We start from the raw sequence: 16,599 nt of genomic DNA, 5'->3' as shown, positions 1-16,599 counted from the left end.
TGGATGAAATACGACGTTGCGATTGTCGGCGGCGGTCCGGCCGGCGTCAGCGCGGCCCTGTACGCTCGGGCGCGGGGAGCGAAGATTGTGGTCCTGGACAAAAACGGCATCGGCGGCTTAATCAGCCGGGTGTCGCTGGTCAGTCACTTTCTCGGAGTCTCAGAAGGGCTGAGCGGCCCACAGTTTGCCAAACTGATGGCCGGCCAGCTTGAGCGGGCTGGGGTTGAAGCGGCAGTCGACGAAGTGCTTCGCCTTGAAGTTCAGAACGGTCAGATTCACCTGTCCGGACGGAAAGGCCAGTGGGAGGCGTCGGCGGCAGTTCTCGCCACTGGAACAAAACCGCGGCGGCTTGGCCTGTCGGGGGAAGATGAACTGGGCGTCTGCGGCTTGGGGCTTGACCGGCTGGACGACCTGTCTGCAAAGGAAATCGTCGTCGTCGGCGGCAGCGACGGCGCGGCGAAAGAGGCGATTCACCTCGCCGGCCGGACAAAAGAAGTTCACCTCGTTTTCATCGAACGAGAGCTGGCTGCCGTCAGCGAGTTCCGCCTCGCCATCGAGAAGCTGCCGAACGTGCGGACCTACCCGGCCAGTCGGGTGACTTCCATCTCCGGCGGAGAAAAGGTTCAGCGGGTCGTCATCGCGTCCGACGACGGCGCTCAGACCGTCCTGCGCTGTGACGACGAAATTCCGCTGTTCGTCTGCGCCGGCCGGCTTCCTCAGGCCGACTTGGCTCCCGAAAAGACGAGCGAAGGCTGGGCGAAGTGCGCCCCAGACATGGCCACGTCACTGCCCGGCGTATTCGTCGCCGGAGACATGAGAGACGGCGCTCTGCGTCAAGTTGCCGGGGCGGTTCGCGACGGTGCTGTAGCCGGCATCGCCGCCGCCGGGTGGGCTCGCGCTCACGGGGGATTAAAGTGATCTCCCCGGAGGAACTGGCAAAACTCAACCGAACGTGGTGGACGCAAGGGTATTGCTGTGCGCCGGCGACGTTTGGAATGGCCGTGTCGCCGCTCGGACGTCCGGTTCCTCAAACTTTGCGGGCGCTGAACGCCTTCTGCGGAGGCATGGGAACCGGAGCCACCTGCGGCGTCCTTTCTGGCTGTCTCGCCGCGTTGGGGTGCTGGCTCGGCAAAGGGGGCGAACTCGAAAGCCGGGACGATCGGCTCAAGGCCCTGTCGGCTGCGCTGTACGAAGAATTTGAAGACCATTTCGGCTCGCTCAACTGCCGAGACTTAGCCCCGGCAGAACACGCGCGCCGCCGGGAGGTCTGTCCCACGTTTTCCCTCTGGGCCGTCGAAAGGCTGTGGACGCTTCTTCAAGAGGGAGGAATTGACCTGTCATGCCGGCCGGACGGCCGGGAATAGCTAGTCGTTTTGCGCCGGAGCGGGAGCTCCGGCGTTTTTTGTCGGCGAAAAAGACTGAGAAGAGAAAACGACTGAAAAGAGAAAACGACTGAAAAGGCCGTTGAATTGTCCTGCCATCGGTTGTACAATATTCGTAAAGAAAAAGAACGCTTTCACAATCTGAAGCGGGCAGAATTGGGGTTCTGTCCTTCCGCCGCGGGGAAGCGGCGGGTTCAGCTAAATGAGGCACGAGACCGACTGATGCCGGTTATTATTAGAGAGGGGGACGATTTGCATGTGGGAAAAGGAAATCGACATTCGTAACGTTCAGGAGATCCGCACTCGCAACGTGGCATACCTGGGAGTTGGCGCCATCGAGAAGATCGACGCGATCTGCGCTGACCTTGCTTCGCGGGGCGTGCGCCACGTCCTTTGCGTGACCGGTCACGGCGCCTATAAGACGACTGGCGCGTGGGATCACGTGACGAAGGCGTTTGCTGCTCACGGTATGGACTACGTTCTGTATGACAAGATCACGCCGAACCCGAAGGTTGAGGACATCGACGAGGCTGTCGCGATGGGACGAGCCAAGGGAGCGTCGGCGGTTGTGGCTATCGGCGGCGGCAGCCCGATTGACGCCGGCAAGAGCGCGGCCATCCTGTTGTCGTACCCGGACAAGAACGCGACCGAGCTGTACGAGCTGATCTTTACGCCGACAAAAGCGGCGCCGCTTGTGGCGATTAACCTGACCCACGGCACAGGCACCGAAGTCGATCGGTTTGCCGTCGCCTCGATCGTTTCCAAGAAGTACAAACCGGCCATTGCTTATGACTGCATCTATCCTGTCTTCGCCATCGACGATCCGGCTCTGATGACCGGCCTGTCGGCCTTCCAGACCCGCTACGTGTCCATCGACGCGTGCAACCACGTCATCGAAGCCGCGACGACGAAGATTTTTAGCAGCCCGTACAGCATTATGATGGCTGCCGAGACGATCGAGCTGGTAGACCGCTGGCTGCCGGTTGCCTTGAAGGACCCGAAGGACCTGCAGGCTCGCTACTTCCTGCTTTACGCGTCCATGATCGCCGGCATTGCGTTCGACAACGGCATGCTTCACCTGACCCACGCGCTGGAGCACCCGCTGTCGGCAGTGAAGCCCGATCTGACCCACGGTTTGGGGCTGGCTATGCTGCTTCCGTCGGTCATTGAGGAAATTTGGCCTGCCCGGGCCGAGACGCTTCGCCGTGTTCTGGCCCCGATGCTTCCGGCGGACTTCCCCGCGTGCCCGACCAAGGCCAAAGAGGCGGCCGATCACGTGGAAGCTTGGCTGTTCAAGATGGGCGCCACGCACAAGCTGATCGACGAAGGGTACACCGAGGCTGACATTGACACGCTCGTTCGCCTGACCAGAGAGACGCCGTCGCTGGGCGGCCTGCTTGACCTCTCGCCCGTCGAGGCGACCCCTGAGCTGGTGGGGCGCATCTACCGCACGTCGCTGCGCCGCCGCGGATAAGAGCTGCACGAAGCGGCCTTCGGTTTCCGAAGGCCGCTTTATTTATCCCCGAATTGTCCGTGGGATGGGGAAAAGGTATGAGACAGGACGAAAGTTTTTCGCTGAGAAATATCTTTTTCCCAGTTGCAAAATTTTTCTCGGACGATTATAATGAACCCCGCGGTTAAGAAGTGCCCGGGTGGCGGAATTGGTAGACGCGCTAGATTCAGGTTCTAGTGGGCATTAGCCTGTAGGAGTTCAAGTCTCCTCCTGGGCACCATTCTTCCAGTATCAGGAAGAATTCGTCACCGAACGCGAGGGCTGCATCATGTCAGACGACAGGATGCAGCCCTTTTTACTGTCTCCAGTGTGGGCAATTAAGCGACAAGAAAGGTGTGGTACGCATGGCGGAGTTCGTCCCTGTCGGAAAGAACCGGCAGCGCCTGACATTTGGCCGGGCGCATGATCTCATTCCAATCCCCGATATGGTGGATGTGCAGCGAGTTTCCTACCGGTCGTTTTTTCAGGAGGACGTTGACCCGGAACAGCGGGAAAAAACAGGGCTTCAGGAGCTTCTGACGGAGATCTTCCCTATTGAGAACCACGACGGCACCTTCGCACTGGAATTCGTCAAATACGACATCGACGAGCCGTCTATGACCGAGGAGGAAGCGGAGCGGCGCGACAGCAACTGGAGCCGCCCGGTTCGTCTGACCGTCCGTCTGGTGAACCGCAAGACGCAGGAAATCGCTGTGGAGCAGGTATTCCTTGGCGACTTCCCGGTCATGACGCCTCGTGGAACCTTTATTATCAACGGCACCGAACGGGTGGTCGTCAACCAGCTCGCCCGCAGTGCCGGCTGCTACTACAAGATCGAGTCCAGCGTGTCGGGCAACGACAACTATTCAGCCAAAATCATCCCGGAACGGGGGGCTTGGCTGGAGTTTGTCATGACCGGTGACAAGCTGATGGTCAACGTGGACAGCCGCAAGAAGCTGCCGGCGACGCTGCTGCTCAAGGCGTTTGGTCTGGGCGACAACGAGACGCTGATCAAGGCCTTCGGCGGCTCGGAAGAGATGGTCTCCCTGACCGGCGACGGGCTGTCCGGACGCCTCTCCGCCGAGACGGTCACCGACTCGGAAGGCAATGAGCTGATCTCGTCCGGCGAAACTCTGACGCAGGAAAAAATCCAGCGTCTGTTCGATCAAGGCCGCACGGCGCTCAAAGTGTGGCACGTCTGCCCGGTCATCGCCGCGTCCATCGCGACGGAACGCGAGAAGGGACAGGCGGACAACATCGAAGGAGCTATGCTGGAGATCTTTCGGCTCATGCGGCCGTCCGAGCCGGCTCGAATCGAAAGCGCCAGAGACTACTTTAACAAGACGTTTGCCGATCCGAACCGCTACACCTTGGGGCGGGTCGGCCGCTACAAGGTGAACCGTCGTCTGGGGCTCAAAATTCCTGAGACAAACCGGTTGCTCACGCTGGAAGACCTCATTCTCATCGTCAAGGGAATCGTGGCCCTGCGGGACAAAGAAGAGCAGCGGGATGACCCGTGGTTCCCGGAGATAACCGACGCTCACACCGACGACATTGACCACCTCGGCAACCGGCGCGTCCGGTCGGTCGGGGAGTTGCTTCAGAGCGAACTCCGCAAGGGCATGCTGCGCATGGAGCGGAACGTGAAGGAACGGATGACCACCGTTCCGGATCTGTACAAAGCTACGGCCCGCGACCTGATTAACGTTCGTCCTGTCACGTCGGAAATCCGAGAGTTCTTCGGCTCAGGACAGCTGTCCCAGTACATGGACCAGAACAACCCGTTGGCCGGGCTGACGCACCGGCGGCGCCTTTCCGCGCTGGGCCCCGGCGGGCTGACCCGAGACAGAGCCGGATTTGAAGCCAGAGACGTGCACGCCACCCACTACGGCCGAATTTGTCCCATTGAGACGCCGGAAGGCCCGAACATCGGTCTGGTGACGTCCTTGGGGACCTATGCCAAGGTCAACGAATACGGCTTCCTGATGACGCCCCGCCGGCCGGTGAAAAACGGCTACGTTGAGCTGGGCGCCGATAAGGTCGTCTATCTGGCCGCCGACGAAGAGGACAATTGCTACGTCGGCCGGGCCAACACGCCGCACGATCCGAAAACCGGCAAATTGCTGGAGTCGACGGTGTACGCCCGGTATCAGGGCCAGATCGTCGAAGTGCCGCGCGAGCAGATCAACTACTTGGACGTGTCGTCCAAGCAGGTCGTTTCCGCTTCGACGGCTCTTATCCCGTTCTTGGAGCACGACGACGCCAACCGGGCCCTGATGGGTAGCAACATGCAGCGTCAGGCCGTGCCGCTTCTGCTGCCGGAAGCTCCCCGCGTCGGCAGCGGCATCGAAGGTCGCATTGCCCGGGACTCGGGCCGGTGTATTCTTTCGGAGATTGACGGGGTGATCAGCTACGTGGACGCCGATCGGATCGAAGTCCGCGGGGCTTCTGGCCAGATCAAGAGCTATAAGATGCTCAAGTTCCGCCGGTCGAACCAAGGCACCATCATTCACCAGCGGCCGTTGGTGAGCCAAGGCGAGGCGGTTAAAGCCGGCGATGTGCTGGCCGACGGGCAGGCTGTCGATCAGGGCGAGCTGGCGCTCGGCCGTAACGTCCTTGTGGCGTTCGTGCCTTGGGAAGGCTACAACTACGAAGACGCTATCCTGCTGTCCGAACGGCTCGTGAAGGAAGACTACTTCTCGTCCGTCCATATCGAAGAGTACAGCATCGAAAGCCGGGACACCAAGCTGGGGCCGGAAGAGATCACCCGGGATATTCCCAACGTGGGCGACGACGCCCTGAAGAACATCGACGACGACGGCGTGGTGAGAATCGGCGCCGACGTCGAAGCCGGAGATATCTTGGTCGGCAAGGTTTCGCCCAAAGGCGAGTCGGATAACACGCCCCAAGAAAAACTGCTTCGGGCCATCTTCGGCGAGAAGGCCGGAGAAGTCCGCGATACGTCGCTGCGGCTTCCGCACGGGACGCGCGGTAAAGTCGTCGGCATCAAGAGGCTAAACAGGGAAAACAACCCCGAGTCGCTGTCGCCCGGCGTCGACGAGGTGATCAAGGTCTACGTCGCTCAGCTGCGCAAGATCACCGTGGGCGACAAGATGTCAGGGCGCCACGGCAACAAGGGCGTCGTCTCCCGGATTCTGCCGGTGGAGGACATGCCGTATCTGCCTGACGGTACGCCTGTTGACGTGTGCCTGAACCCGCTGGGCGTGCCCAGCCGAATGAACTTAGGGCAGGTGCTCGAAGTCATTCTCGGCTTTGTGGCCGTGCAGAACGACTGGTTCGTGGCCACGCCGGTTTTTGAAGGCGCGGAAGAGCACGAAATTTACGAGCAGGTTCACAAGATCACGTCGACGAACCCGGACTACGCCACGATGAGCGACGGCGCCACCATCCGGCTCCGCGATGGACGAACCGGCGACCTGATGGAGTACCCCAGCACCGTGGGTGTCATGTACATGCTCAAGCTGCACCACTTGGTGGACGACAAGCTGCACGCCCGCAGCGTCGGCCCCTACAGCATGATCACTCAGCAGCCGTTGGGCGGCAAGGCCCAGTTCGGCGGCCAGCGGTTGGGAGAAATGGAAGTCTGGGCCCTTCAGGGCTACGGGGCTGCTCACGTCCTTCAGGAAATGCTCACCGTCAAGTCGGACGACATTAAAGGTCGTCTCAAGACGTACGAGAAAATCGTCAAGGGCGAGAACCTCACTCAGCCCGGCGTGCCGGAGAGCTTCAAAGTCCTGGTCAAAGAGCTGGAAGGGCTGGGGCTGACCGTTCAGATTGACTACTCGGACGGTACGTCTGGCCCGCTGGTGGACGACGAGGACCACGACTTCCACCGGCTGGCTCAGATCGACGCAATCACGGCTCGGGACATGATTCACGCGAGACCGGCCTCGTCGGTTTCCCAATATTCCGACGAACCTGACGACTCGTCGGAAGAGCTGCCCGAAGGGTTCGACGCTGAGGCTCCAGAGGACGAGGCACCTGAAGAAGTTTTAGAAGAAGAAACTGAAGACGTTCACGCAAAGGGGGAAGATGAATAATGGCGAAGCGGGAAATCGTCGGCGTCCGCGTGAAGCTGGGAGACGCAGACGAGATTCGCAAGCTCTCCTATGGAGAGGTGAAAAAGCCGGAGACCATTAACTATCGGACCCTGAAACCAGAAAGGGACGGACTGTTCTGCGAGCGCATTTTCGGCCCCACGAAGAGCTACGAGTGCGCCTGCGGCAAATACAAGAAAAGCGGCCCCAAGTTTCAGGGGGTCGTCTGCGACCACTGCGGCGTCGAGGTGACGGACAAGTCAGTTCGCCGCGAGCGGATGGGTCACATCGAGCTGGCCGCGCCGGTCGTTCACCTGTGGTACCTGAGGGGCACTCCGAGCCGGCTCAGCCTGCTACTGGGAACCCCAACTAAGGATCTGGAAAAGGTCATTTACTTCGCGGCCAATCGGCGGCGTGAAGAGGCGTACTTGGTCGTCATCGAAGGGAAATATCCCGAAGTGGCGCCCAAGGGGCGGGTCATCTCCGAGAGCGAGCGTCGCTGCCTCAGCCACTACGACCGGAAGTTCCGCGCCGAAGTGGCTTACCGCCTGCTGACCGTTGACGACATCGACCTTGAAGAGGGAAACATCATCTCCACGCCGCAGATTACTCGGCTTGCGGGCGAGTATGGCGAAGACTCCTTCACGGTTGAGCCGGCCTGGGTCGTGTCTGACGCCGGCGACAGCGGGCTTGCCGTTGGCGAGATCCTGTCGGAAAGCCGACTCGCCGAGCTGAGAGGCGCCGGCGTGAAGCTGGAAGTCGAGCGGGCGAAAGCCGGCAACAACGAGCAGTTTGTCGTCATGTCGGTCAATCACCTGCCGTTCAAGAAGAACGACGTGGTGAGCGCTACCGAACACGACCTGTTCTGCGGCAAGTACCCCGGAAGATTCACATCCCAGAAGGAAAGTGTCGTGGTGGAGGACGCCTGTTATTTGGTTATTTCCTCCGGCGATTCGCCGTTTGCCGAGGGCGAAGTGATTGTCGGGTGCGAGCAGAGAATCTGCAGCCGATACGACAAAAAGTTCAAGGCCAACTACGGCGCCGAGGGCGTTCGGGAGATCTTGAAGGGCATTGACACTGACCACTTGGCTCAGGAGCTGAGAGAAGAGCTCTCCGAAGCGAAGGGACAGAAGCGCCGCAAGATCGTCAAACGCCTGCAGGTGGTGGAGGAATTCCGTCGGGGCGGCTGCCGCCCTGAGTCCATGGTGTTGGACGTGCTTCCGGTCATTCCGCCGGACCTTCGTCCTATGGTTCAGCTGGACGGCGGTCGGTTCGCTACGAGCGACCTGAACGACCTGTACAGACGGGTCATCAACCGGAACAACCGGCTGTTGCGGCTCAAGGACACGAGAGCCCCCCAGCTTATGCAGCACAACGAAAAACGCATGCTGCAGGAGGCTGTTGACTCACTGATCGACAACAACCGGCAGAGCAAGAACGGGAAAGTCGTCCTTGGCGCGGGCAACCGGCCGCTCAAGAGCCTGACCGACCTGCTTCGGGGCAAAAAAGGCCGGTTCCGCCAGAACCTTCTGGGCAAGCGGGTTGACTACTCCGGCCGGTCCGTTATCGCCATCGGGCCGTTCCTCAAACTGCACCAGTGCGGGCTGCCCAAGCGTATGGCCCTTGAGCTGTTCAAACCCTTTGTCGTCCAGAAGCTGGTGGAGCGAGGCATTGCCACCAACGTCAAGAACGGCAAAAAGCTCATCGAGCGGGCGAAAAACGACGCCATTTGGGACATTCTGGAAGAGATCATCAAGGACCACCCGGTCCTGCTCAACCGGGCCCCGACGCTTCACCGACTGGGGATTCAGGCGTTCGAGCCGATCCTGATGGAAGGACAGGCCATTCGGCTTCACCCCATGGCCTGCGCCGCCTTCAACGCCGACTTCGACGGCGACCAGATGGCCGTTCACGTGCCTCTGTCCATCGAAGCTCAGACCGAAGCCCGGATGCTTATGCTTTCCAGCAACAACCTCCTGTCGCCGGCCAGCGGAAAGCCGATCGTGTCTCCCACGCAGGATATCCTGCTGGGGCTGTACCACATCACCAACATGATCGAAGGCAAGCCCGGACAGGATCATTACTTCCGCGACATGGACAGCGTCATGGCGGCGCTGGACCACGAGATCGTCCACGTCAACAGCCGCATTTACTTGCGGTGGGATGAGTCATGGCACTTGCTTCTGAGCGGCGGCGACAAGTTCCTTGACGACGGCCGTAAATGGCTCATCACGACGCCCGGCCGAATCCTGTTCAACCAGCTTCTTCCTAAGGCCCTTCGGTTTGTCAACATTCAGATGGGCAAAAAGGACCTGAGTCGGCTGCTTGATATCGCCTTTGACTTGGTGGGCCACAACGACTTGGTCAACATGCTGGACTCTATTAAGAACCTCGGTTATCACTGGGCCGGCGTCAGCGGCATCAGCTTCCAGATGCAGGCCATCGTCATTCCGAAGGAAAAGGCCAAAGTCGTCGACGAGTCCCAGAAAGTTGACTCGGAAATTCGCGAAGAGTACGACATGGGCATCCTGACCGAGGACGAGTATCTGGACCAGAAGGAGAAACTTTGGAGCGGCGCGGCCAAGAAAATCGGCGACGCCATTCTGGAGCAGATGGACCGCAACAACCCAATCCGAATGATGATCGACTCGGGAGCCCGAGGAAGCCGCGCTCAGCTGGCGCAGATGGCGGGCATCCGCGGAGTCATGGCCGACCCGACCGGTCGGATCATCGACTACCCGATCACCACGAACTTCCGCGAAGGCATGAACATGTTGGAGTACTTCATTTCGACTCACGGCGCGCGGAAGGGGCTGGCCGACACGGCACTGCGCACCGCCAAGTCCGGGTACCTGACCCGGCGGCTGGTGGACGTCGCGCAGGACATCATCGTTCTGGAAGAGGACTGCCACACGAACAAGGGCGTCAAGATCGAACCGCTGATCAAAGACGGCAAGATCGTTATCCCGCTGAGCGACCGAGTGACCGGCCGCACCTCATTGGAGGATGTGGACGACGAAAACGGCCGGGTTGTGACGAAGAACGAGCTGATCACCCGCGCTCAGGCCAAACGGCTCGATGACATGGGCAGAGACCATCTGTGGGTCCGCAGCCCCATGACCTGCGAGTCGCCCAACGGCATCTGCCGCAAGTGCTACGGCGTCGACCTGTCGGCCCGGCGCACGGTTGGCATCGGCGAAGCGGTCGGCATCGTGGCGGCCCAGTCGATCGGAGAACCTGGCACCCAGCTGACGATGCGGACGTTCCACACCGGCGGCGTGCGCACCGGTGAGGACATCACCCAGGGTCTTCCGAGAATCGAACAGCTGTTTGAAGCGCGTCGGCCCAAGAAAGTCGCTGTTTTAGCCGGACTGAACGGCGTCGTCCTCGAAATTCGCGAGTTGGGCGGCAAGCGGAAAGTCATCATCGAAGGGACTGCGCCGGGCAGCGACGTGGTCCGGCGCGAAACCTACACGGTCCCCGGCGCTCAAGCGCTGCGCGTTACCGAAGGGCAGACCGTGACCGCTCAGACCGAACTGACCGACGGGTACATCGACCCGCAGCAGCTGCTTGAAGTGATGGGCCTTGAGGCGGTTCAGAAGTACCTGGTGGACAGCATTCAGGAAGTCTACGAATCTCAGGGCGTTTCCATCAACAACAAGCACATCGAGGTCATCCTCCGCAAGGTCGCCCCGATTAACCGGGTCAAGATCACCGACGAAGGGGACACCTCGTTTGTGGCCGGCGAGTTTGCCTGGACCTCTGACGTGGAAAAAGAAATTGAAGAGATCAAGGCCAGCAACGAAAAGAACTTGACCGAAGCCGTAGAGAGCCTGAAGGGCAAAAAGCTTTCCGACCGCGGTGGAGCGCTCAAGGGGCTGCTGCCGGACGGCGCGTTTGACAAGCCTGTGACGGAAGACGTCCTGCGCAAAGTTCTCGCGCCCGGCGGCGCGGTCACCGAGCTGTACTTCACCGATGAGGAAGGCCCGCTTCGGGTCGTGGTCGGCGAGGCGGCGTTCCGCAAGGAAATGCGGGGCATGGAGCTGGTCGAAGCTGTGACCAAAGGCGACAAAGTGGTCCCGGCCGACGAGCCGCTCACAGTCGCTCAGCTGTCCGTCATCACCCAGGGCGCGCCCGTTCCTCACATGTTCCGGTCCGTCGAAAAGCTGCGCAAGCAGCAGGACGAAGGGTACGTTGCTGAGGCGGTCATCGCCGAATCGGGCGTCCTTGCGAAAGCGGACCAGCTTCTCACCGAAGACCTGATCGAGCAAATCCGGCGCAGCTCCGCTCCGTCGGTCAAGATCTGGAAGACCGTCGATACGATATCCGTTCGTGATCTGTTGCAGGAGCGGCTCATCAACCGGATCTGGGGCCGGCAGCTCAAGCTGGCAATCGGGGCTGACGGGCAGGCTCTGAGCGGTAGCGTTCACATGGTCGACGGAAGCGTCGTCAAGGGAATTGTCGAAGGGCAGATTCAAGGGCTCGTCTTTGCCGACGACTCGAACACCTCCCGCGAGACCGAGCTGACAGAAGCGCTGAGCTCCGTCGTCTCTGGGAAGGTCCTGCTCGAAGACGTTAAAAACAGCGACGGCACAGTAGCCCTTCAGGCCGGACAGGAAATCGGAAAGAAGCAGCTGGCCAAAATTGTCGCGGCGGATCCGACGATCCTCACAGTTCGCCCAGTTCTTGACCAGACCGAAACGGTTCAGCTGATCTCGAGGGTCTCATTTGTCCGGCGGCTCCGTCTTGGGCCCCAGTGGCGGCCGTTCATCCACGGCGTCACCAAGGCCGCTTTGGCGACGGACAGCTTCCTGAGCGCCGCGTCGTTCCAGCAGACAGCCCAGATTCTCGCCGGCGCCGCAGTTCGCAATCAGGTTGACCACCTGATGGGTCTCAAGGAAAACGTCATCATCGGGCACCTGATCCCGGCCGGCACGGGCATTGAACGGTTCCAGTCCGTCAGCGTCGAGCGTCGGAAGGGCTCAGACGAGCCGGTTGCCGTTGAGGAGACGGCCTGCGCTGCCGAGGATTCGTGCGGCGAGACGACTGACGTTTAAAAATCAGTAAATAAGCGTATCTTTCGTCTTTCTGCTCTCTCTGTCCTGCCGGCGTGCCGGCTGACCGGGCGGGGAGAGCAGAAAGTCCTTTGCAGCTGATCTGCGCGGTCTTGACTTCAACGAAAGCAGTTGATATCATACCTGAGTGTCTTTCGTGCTGGAGAGAACTCATGCCTGTTGCCCGGGGATCGGGAGCGAACCGAAACGGGACCGGGAAGCGTGAGCAGCCGTACGGAACATGGTCCTGTCCTGGGTTTACGGCGGAGATCACGGCTCTGGCAGAGTAAGGCTCCTTCTTGGCGTGTGAAAGCGGCGCCCGTGGAGTCGTTCTGGCCTGCGCGAAGCTGAAAGTTGCCCGTTCGGAAGACGGGCAGAGCTGCCACATTCTGGAAGGAGGAACCAGTGTGCCAACAATTAACCAGCTGGTCCGCAAAGGACGCAGCGAAAAGATCGTGAAGTCAGCCTCCCCGGCGCTTCACAAGTGCCCCGCGCGCCGCGGGGTTTGTACTCGTGTTTACACCGTCACTCCGAAAAAGCCGAACTCGGCTCTTCGTAAGGTCGCCCGTGTTCGTCTGACGAACGGCATTGAAGTGACGTCCTATATTCCCGGCGTCGGTCACAACCTTCAGGAGCACTCAGTCGTGCTGGTGCGCGGCGGGAAGATCAAGGACCTTCCGGGCGTTCGGTATCATATCATTCGCGGCACGCTAGACTGCGGCGGCGTGGCCGATCGCAAGAGAAGCCGCTCCAAGTACGGCGCTCGCCGTCCTAAGAAGTAACTTTTAAGGAGGAGTCTGCATGCCGCGCAAAGGTCATGTGCGCAAACGCGAAAATCTGGGCGACGCCACATACAACAGCCCGGTCGTTACTAAGTTCATCAACAAGTTGATGCTTGACGGCAAGAAGAGCGTTGCCGAAGGGATCATGTACGGTGCTCTCGATCAGGCGTCCGAGAAGCTGAAGGTTCCGGCAATGGAACTTTTTGAGAAGGCGATGGAGAACGTTCGCCCGCTCGTAGAAGTCCGCAGCCGGCGCGTCGGCGGCGCCACGTATCAGGTTCCCGTCGAAGTTGCTCCTGCGCGGGCTCAGGCTCTGGCCATCCGCTGGATCATCTCCTACGCCCGCGGCAAGAGCGGAATGCCAATGGCGGAGCGGCTTGCCAGAGAGTTCGTCGACGCCTACAACAACGAGGGGAACGCGGTCAAGAAACGCGACGAAACTCACAGAATGGCCGAGGCCAACCGGGCGTTCGCTCACTACCGCTGGTAGTTTTGGTTACGGAGTTTTTTCATTATGCTGTGTGACGACCTCTCTAAAATTCGCAATATAGGCATCGCGGCCCATATTGACGCTGGAAAGACCACCACGTCTGAGCGTATCCTCTTCTATACCGGCGTAAACTACAAGATCGGTGAAGTCCATGAAGGTGCCGCGACGATGGACTGGATGGAGCAGGAGCGCGAGCGAGGCATCACCATCACCTCCGCCGCTACGACGTGCCGCTGGCGGGATTGCTGGATCAACTTGATTGATACGCCCGGCCACGTGGATTTTACCGTCGAAGTTGAGCGATCCATGCGCGTCCTCGACGGGGCCATTTCGGTCTTCTGTGCGGTTGGCGGCGTTGAGCCCCAGTCCGAGACGGTGTGGCGTCAGGCTGACAAGTATCGGGTGCCCCGCGTGGCGTTCGTCAACAAGATGGACCGGGTTGGCGCTAACTTCCTGAGCGTTGTGGATCAGCTTCACGAAAAGCTCGGCGCTCGTGCTGTGCCCCTGCAGCTTCCGATCGGTGCTGAGGACTCGTTCAAGGGAATCGTGGACTTGGTCACCATGAAGGCGTTCTGCTACCACACGGAAGACTCGGGCGCCAAGCCTGAAGAGGGGCCGATTCCAGAGGATATGAAAGCCGACGCGGCTTCTTATCGGGAGCACCTCATCGAGTCCTTGGGCGACGTGGACGAAGAGATCATGGAGCTCTACTTAGACGGAAAAGAGCCGTCTGTAGAGCAGATCAAGAGAGCCATCCGGGAGCACACCATCAAGTTGGAGTTCGTCCCGGTGCTCTGCGGCAGCGCCTTCAAGAACAAGGGAATTCAGGCGGTCTTGGACGCGGTTGTCGATTACCTGCCGAGCCCGCTTGACCTTCCGGCCATCGAAGGAACCGATCCGGACGATCCTGAAAAGATCATCGAGCGCCATCCCGACGTCTCGGCTCCGTTTGCCGGACTCGCCTTCAAGATTGCCGTTGACCCGTTTGTCGGCCGTCTCACGTACTGCCGAGTTTACTCGGGCAAGGTCAAAACCGGCGACACGCTGTACAACCCGGCGAGCCGGAAGCGTGAGAGAATCGGCCGAATCCTTCAGATGCATTCCAACAAGCGGATTGACCTCGACGAGGCCGGCGCCGGAATGATCATCGCGCTTCCCAGCCTCAAGGCAACCCGCACCGGCGACACATTGTGCGACGAAAAAGCCCCGGTGGTGCTGGAAAGCTTGGAGTTCCCCCAGCCGGTTATTTCTCTTTCCGTTGAGCCGGCGACGACGGCCGACAAGGATAAGCTCACCAAGGGGCTCATCGCCCTCGCAGAGGAAGATCCGACGTTCGTCGTCCGCAACAACGAAGAGACCGGTCAGACTATCATCTCCGGGATGGGTGAGCTTCACCTAGACATCATCATTGACCGGCTTCGCCGGGAGTTCAAGGTCGATGTAGCAGTCGGACGGCCACAAGTCTCCTACCGCGAGGCCATCTTCGATCGGGTCGAGCAGGTTCAGGGAAAATTCGTCCGTCAGAGCGGCGGACGCGGCCAGTACGGCGATGTTGTCATCAACATGGAGCCTCTGCCGGACGGCGCGTCAGGTTTTGTCTTCGAGGACAAGATCGTCGGCGGCGTCATTCCCAGAGAGTACATCCCCGCTGTTCAGAAGGGCATCGAGGAAGCTATGGGTACGGGTATCTTAGGTGGCTTCCCTGTCATCGGCGTCAAAGTTGAACTGGTGTACGGAAGCTACCACGACGTGGACAGCTCCGAAATGGCCTTCAAGATCGCCGCTTCGATGGCGTTTAAAGAAGCGATGCGGCGGGCTCACCCGGCTCTGATGGAGCCCATTATGGCGGTTGAGGTGGACACTCCGGAAGAATACGTCGGAGACGTTATGGGCGACCTGTCGTCCCGGCGCGGACGCGTCGAGGGCATGGAAATGAGAGGAAACGCCCGGGCAATTAAAGCCTACGTTCCTCTGGGAGAGATGTTCGGGTACGCGACCGACCTGAGAAGCAGAACTTCCGGCCGGGCTACCTACACGATGCAGTTCCATCACTATGAACCCACACCGGCCAGCGTGGCCGAGTCGATCCTCAAGGGCACTCAGGCCTAAGAGATTAAGGAGGAAATCAAGATGGCAAAGGCACATTACGAGCGGTCAAAGCCGCACCTTAACATTGGTACGATCGGGCACATCGACCACGGCAAGACGACGCTGACGGCGGCGATTTCGCACGTGCTGTCGCAGGCTGGCTACGCAGAGGAAATGCATTTTGACCAGATCGACAAGGCGCCGGAAGAGAAAGAGCGCGGCATCACGATCAACATCTCTCACATTGAGTACACCACGGACAAGCGTCACTACGCTCACATCGACTGCCCGGGACATGCCGACTACATCAAGAACATGATCACCGGCGCAGCGCAGATGGACGGCGCGATTCTGGTCGTCTCGGCCGCTGATGGCCCTATGCCCCAGACCCGTGAGCACGTGTTGCTGGCCCGTCAGGTCAACGTGCCGGCGCTGGTCGTCTTCATGAACAAAGTTGACATGGTGGACGACGAAGAACTGCTGGACCTGGTCGAGATGGAAGTCCGGGAACTGCTGGACAAGTACCAGTTCCCCGGCGACGAAGTCCCGATCATCCGCGGCTCCGCGCTGAAGGCGCTCGAAGAGGGCGACGGCAGCCGGGACAACAAGTGGAGCAAAGCGATTTGGGAGTTGCTTGACGCGTGCGACAGCTACTTCCCGGATCCGGTGCGCGAGACCGACAAGCCCTTCCTGATGCCGATTGAAGACGTATTCACCATCACCGGCCGCGGCACGGTTGTTACCGGCCGAGTCGAGAGCGGAATCATCAAAGCCGGCGAAGAAGTAGAAATCGTCGGGATCAAGGACACGCGGAAAGTCGTTGTCACCAGCCTTGAAATGTTCCGGAAGATCCTTGACGACGCGGAAGCGGGCGACAACGTTGGAGCGCTACTTCGCGGCGTAGACAAGGACGAAGTGGAACGCGGCCAGGTCTTGGCGAAGCCGGGCAGCATCAAGCCGCACACGAAGTTCAAGAGCGAAGTGTACGTCTTGAAGAAAGAAGAAGGCGGGCGCCACACGCCGTTCTTCAAGGGCTACAAGCCGCAGTTCTACTTCCGCACGACGGACGTGACCGGATCGATCAAGCTTCCTGACGGAGTGGAAATGGTCATGCCTGGAGACAACGCGACGTTTGAAGTGGAACTGATCTGCCCGATTGCAATGAGCGAAGGCCTTCGTTTTGCAATTCGCGAAGGCGGCCACACCGTCGGAGCCGGCGTCGTTTCCGAGATTCTCGAGTAGGGGGGAATCCA

At 60.0% G+C, this 16,599-nt stretch carries 9 protein-coding genes and 1 tRNA gene; all 10 read left to right on the top strand.

The annotated features are described in order from the left end of the window. Positions 1 to 3 precede the first annotated feature (3 nt). The 10 genes from JONANDRAFT_RS05475 (at position 4) to tuf (ending at position 16,588) form a co-directional block, all read left to right on the top strand. Entirely contained in the window at positions 4 to 918 is a 915-nt protein-coding gene (locus JONANDRAFT_RS05475; RefSeq protein ID WP_008523098.1) for an NAD(P)/FAD-dependent oxidoreductase, read from the top strand. Beyond that, a complete protein-coding gene (locus JONANDRAFT_RS05470; RefSeq protein ID WP_008523096.1) occupies positions 915 to 1,364 on the top strand; it encodes a C-GCAxxG-C-C family protein in 450 nt (149 codons plus the stop codon). Before JONANDRAFT_RS05475 ends, JONANDRAFT_RS05470 begins: the two co-directional genes overlap by 4 nt. A gap of 274 nt (positions 1,365 to 1,638) precedes the next feature. Next, positions 1,639 to 2,856: an iron-containing alcohol dehydrogenase gene (locus tag JONANDRAFT_RS05465; protein WP_008521549.1), complete on the top strand. Its 1,218-nt coding sequence runs from the start codon at positions 1,639 to 1,641 to the stop codon at positions 2,854 to 2,856. Between the two features lie 172 nt (positions 2,857 to 3,028). After that, positions 3,029 to 3,115 (top strand) — tRNA-Leu (locus JONANDRAFT_RS05460). Between the two features lie 124 nt (positions 3,116 to 3,239). Next, positions 3,240 to 6,935, top strand: a complete 3,696-nt coding sequence (gene rpoB / locus JONANDRAFT_RS05455) for a DNA-directed RNA polymerase subunit beta (protein ID WP_008523094.1) — start codon at positions 3,240 to 3,242, stop codon at positions 6,933 to 6,935. After that, positions 6,935 to 11,989 (top strand): DNA-directed RNA polymerase subunit beta', encoded by a 5,055-nt coding sequence (gene rpoC, locus JONANDRAFT_RS05450; protein WP_008523092.1) that lies wholly within the window; start codon positions 6,935 to 6,937, stop codon positions 11,987 to 11,989. Before rpoB ends, rpoC begins: the two co-directional genes overlap by 1 nt. Before the next feature lie 404 nt (positions 11,990 to 12,393). Then, positions 12,394 to 12,768: a 30S ribosomal protein S12 gene (gene rpsL / locus JONANDRAFT_RS05445; protein WP_008523090.1), complete on the top strand. Its 375-nt coding sequence runs from the start codon at positions 12,394 to 12,396 to the stop codon at positions 12,766 to 12,768. 19 nt (positions 12,769 to 12,787) lie between these two features. Next, positions 12,788 to 13,258 (top strand): 30S ribosomal protein S7, encoded by a 471-nt coding sequence (rpsG, locus tag JONANDRAFT_RS05440; RefSeq protein ID WP_008521541.1) that lies wholly within the window; start codon positions 12,788 to 12,790, stop codon positions 13,256 to 13,258. Between the two features lie 24 nt (positions 13,259 to 13,282). Further along, positions 13,283 to 15,367: an elongation factor G gene (gene fusA, locus JONANDRAFT_RS05435; protein WP_008523087.1), complete on the top strand. Its 2,085-nt coding sequence runs from the start codon at positions 13,283 to 13,285 to the stop codon at positions 15,365 to 15,367. Between the two features lie 21 nt (positions 15,368 to 15,388). Next, positions 15,389 to 16,588, top strand: coding sequence for an elongation factor Tu (gene tuf / locus JONANDRAFT_RS05430; protein WP_008521496.1), 1,200 nt, complete (start codon positions 15,389 to 15,391; stop codon positions 16,586 to 16,588). The last annotated feature ends 11 nt before the right edge of the window (positions 16,589 to 16,599 follow it).

This window comes from Jonquetella anthropi DSM 22815, from assembly GCF_000237805.1.
In the GTDB taxonomy this organism is placed as follows: Bacteria; Synergistota; Synergistia; order Synergistales; family Dethiosulfovibrionaceae; genus Jonquetella; species Jonquetella anthropi.
Note: the sequence above shows the minus strand (reverse complement) of the source record. Positions and strands in the feature narration are given on the sequence as shown.

Bases quoted from the DNA above. Each gene is read 5' to 3' on its own strand.
- JONANDRAFT_RS05475 (WP_008523098.1), top strand. From the start codon at position 4: ATGAAATACGACGTTGCGATTGTCGGCGGCGGTCCGGCCGGCGTCAGC.
- JONANDRAFT_RS05465 (WP_008521549.1), top strand. From the start codon at position 1,639: ATGTGGGAAAAGGAAATCGACATTCGTAACGTTCAGGAGATCCGCACT.
- rpoB (WP_008523094.1), top strand. From the start codon at position 3,240: ATGGCGGAGTTCGTCCCTGTCGGAAAGAACCGGCAGCGCCTGACATTT.
- rpoC (WP_008523092.1), top strand. From the start codon at position 6,935: ATGGCGAAGCGGGAAATCGTCGGCGTCCGCGTGAAGCTGGGAGACGCA.
- rpsG (WP_008521541.1), top strand. From the start codon at position 12,788: ATGCCGCGCAAAGGTCATGTGCGCAAACGCGAAAATCTGGGCGACGCC.
- fusA (WP_008523087.1), top strand. From the start codon at position 13,283: ATGCTGTGTGACGACCTCTCTAAAATTCGCAATATAGGCATCGCGGCC.
- tuf (WP_008521496.1), top strand. From the start codon at position 15,389: ATGGCAAAGGCACATTACGAGCGGTCAAAGCCGCACCTTAACATTGGT.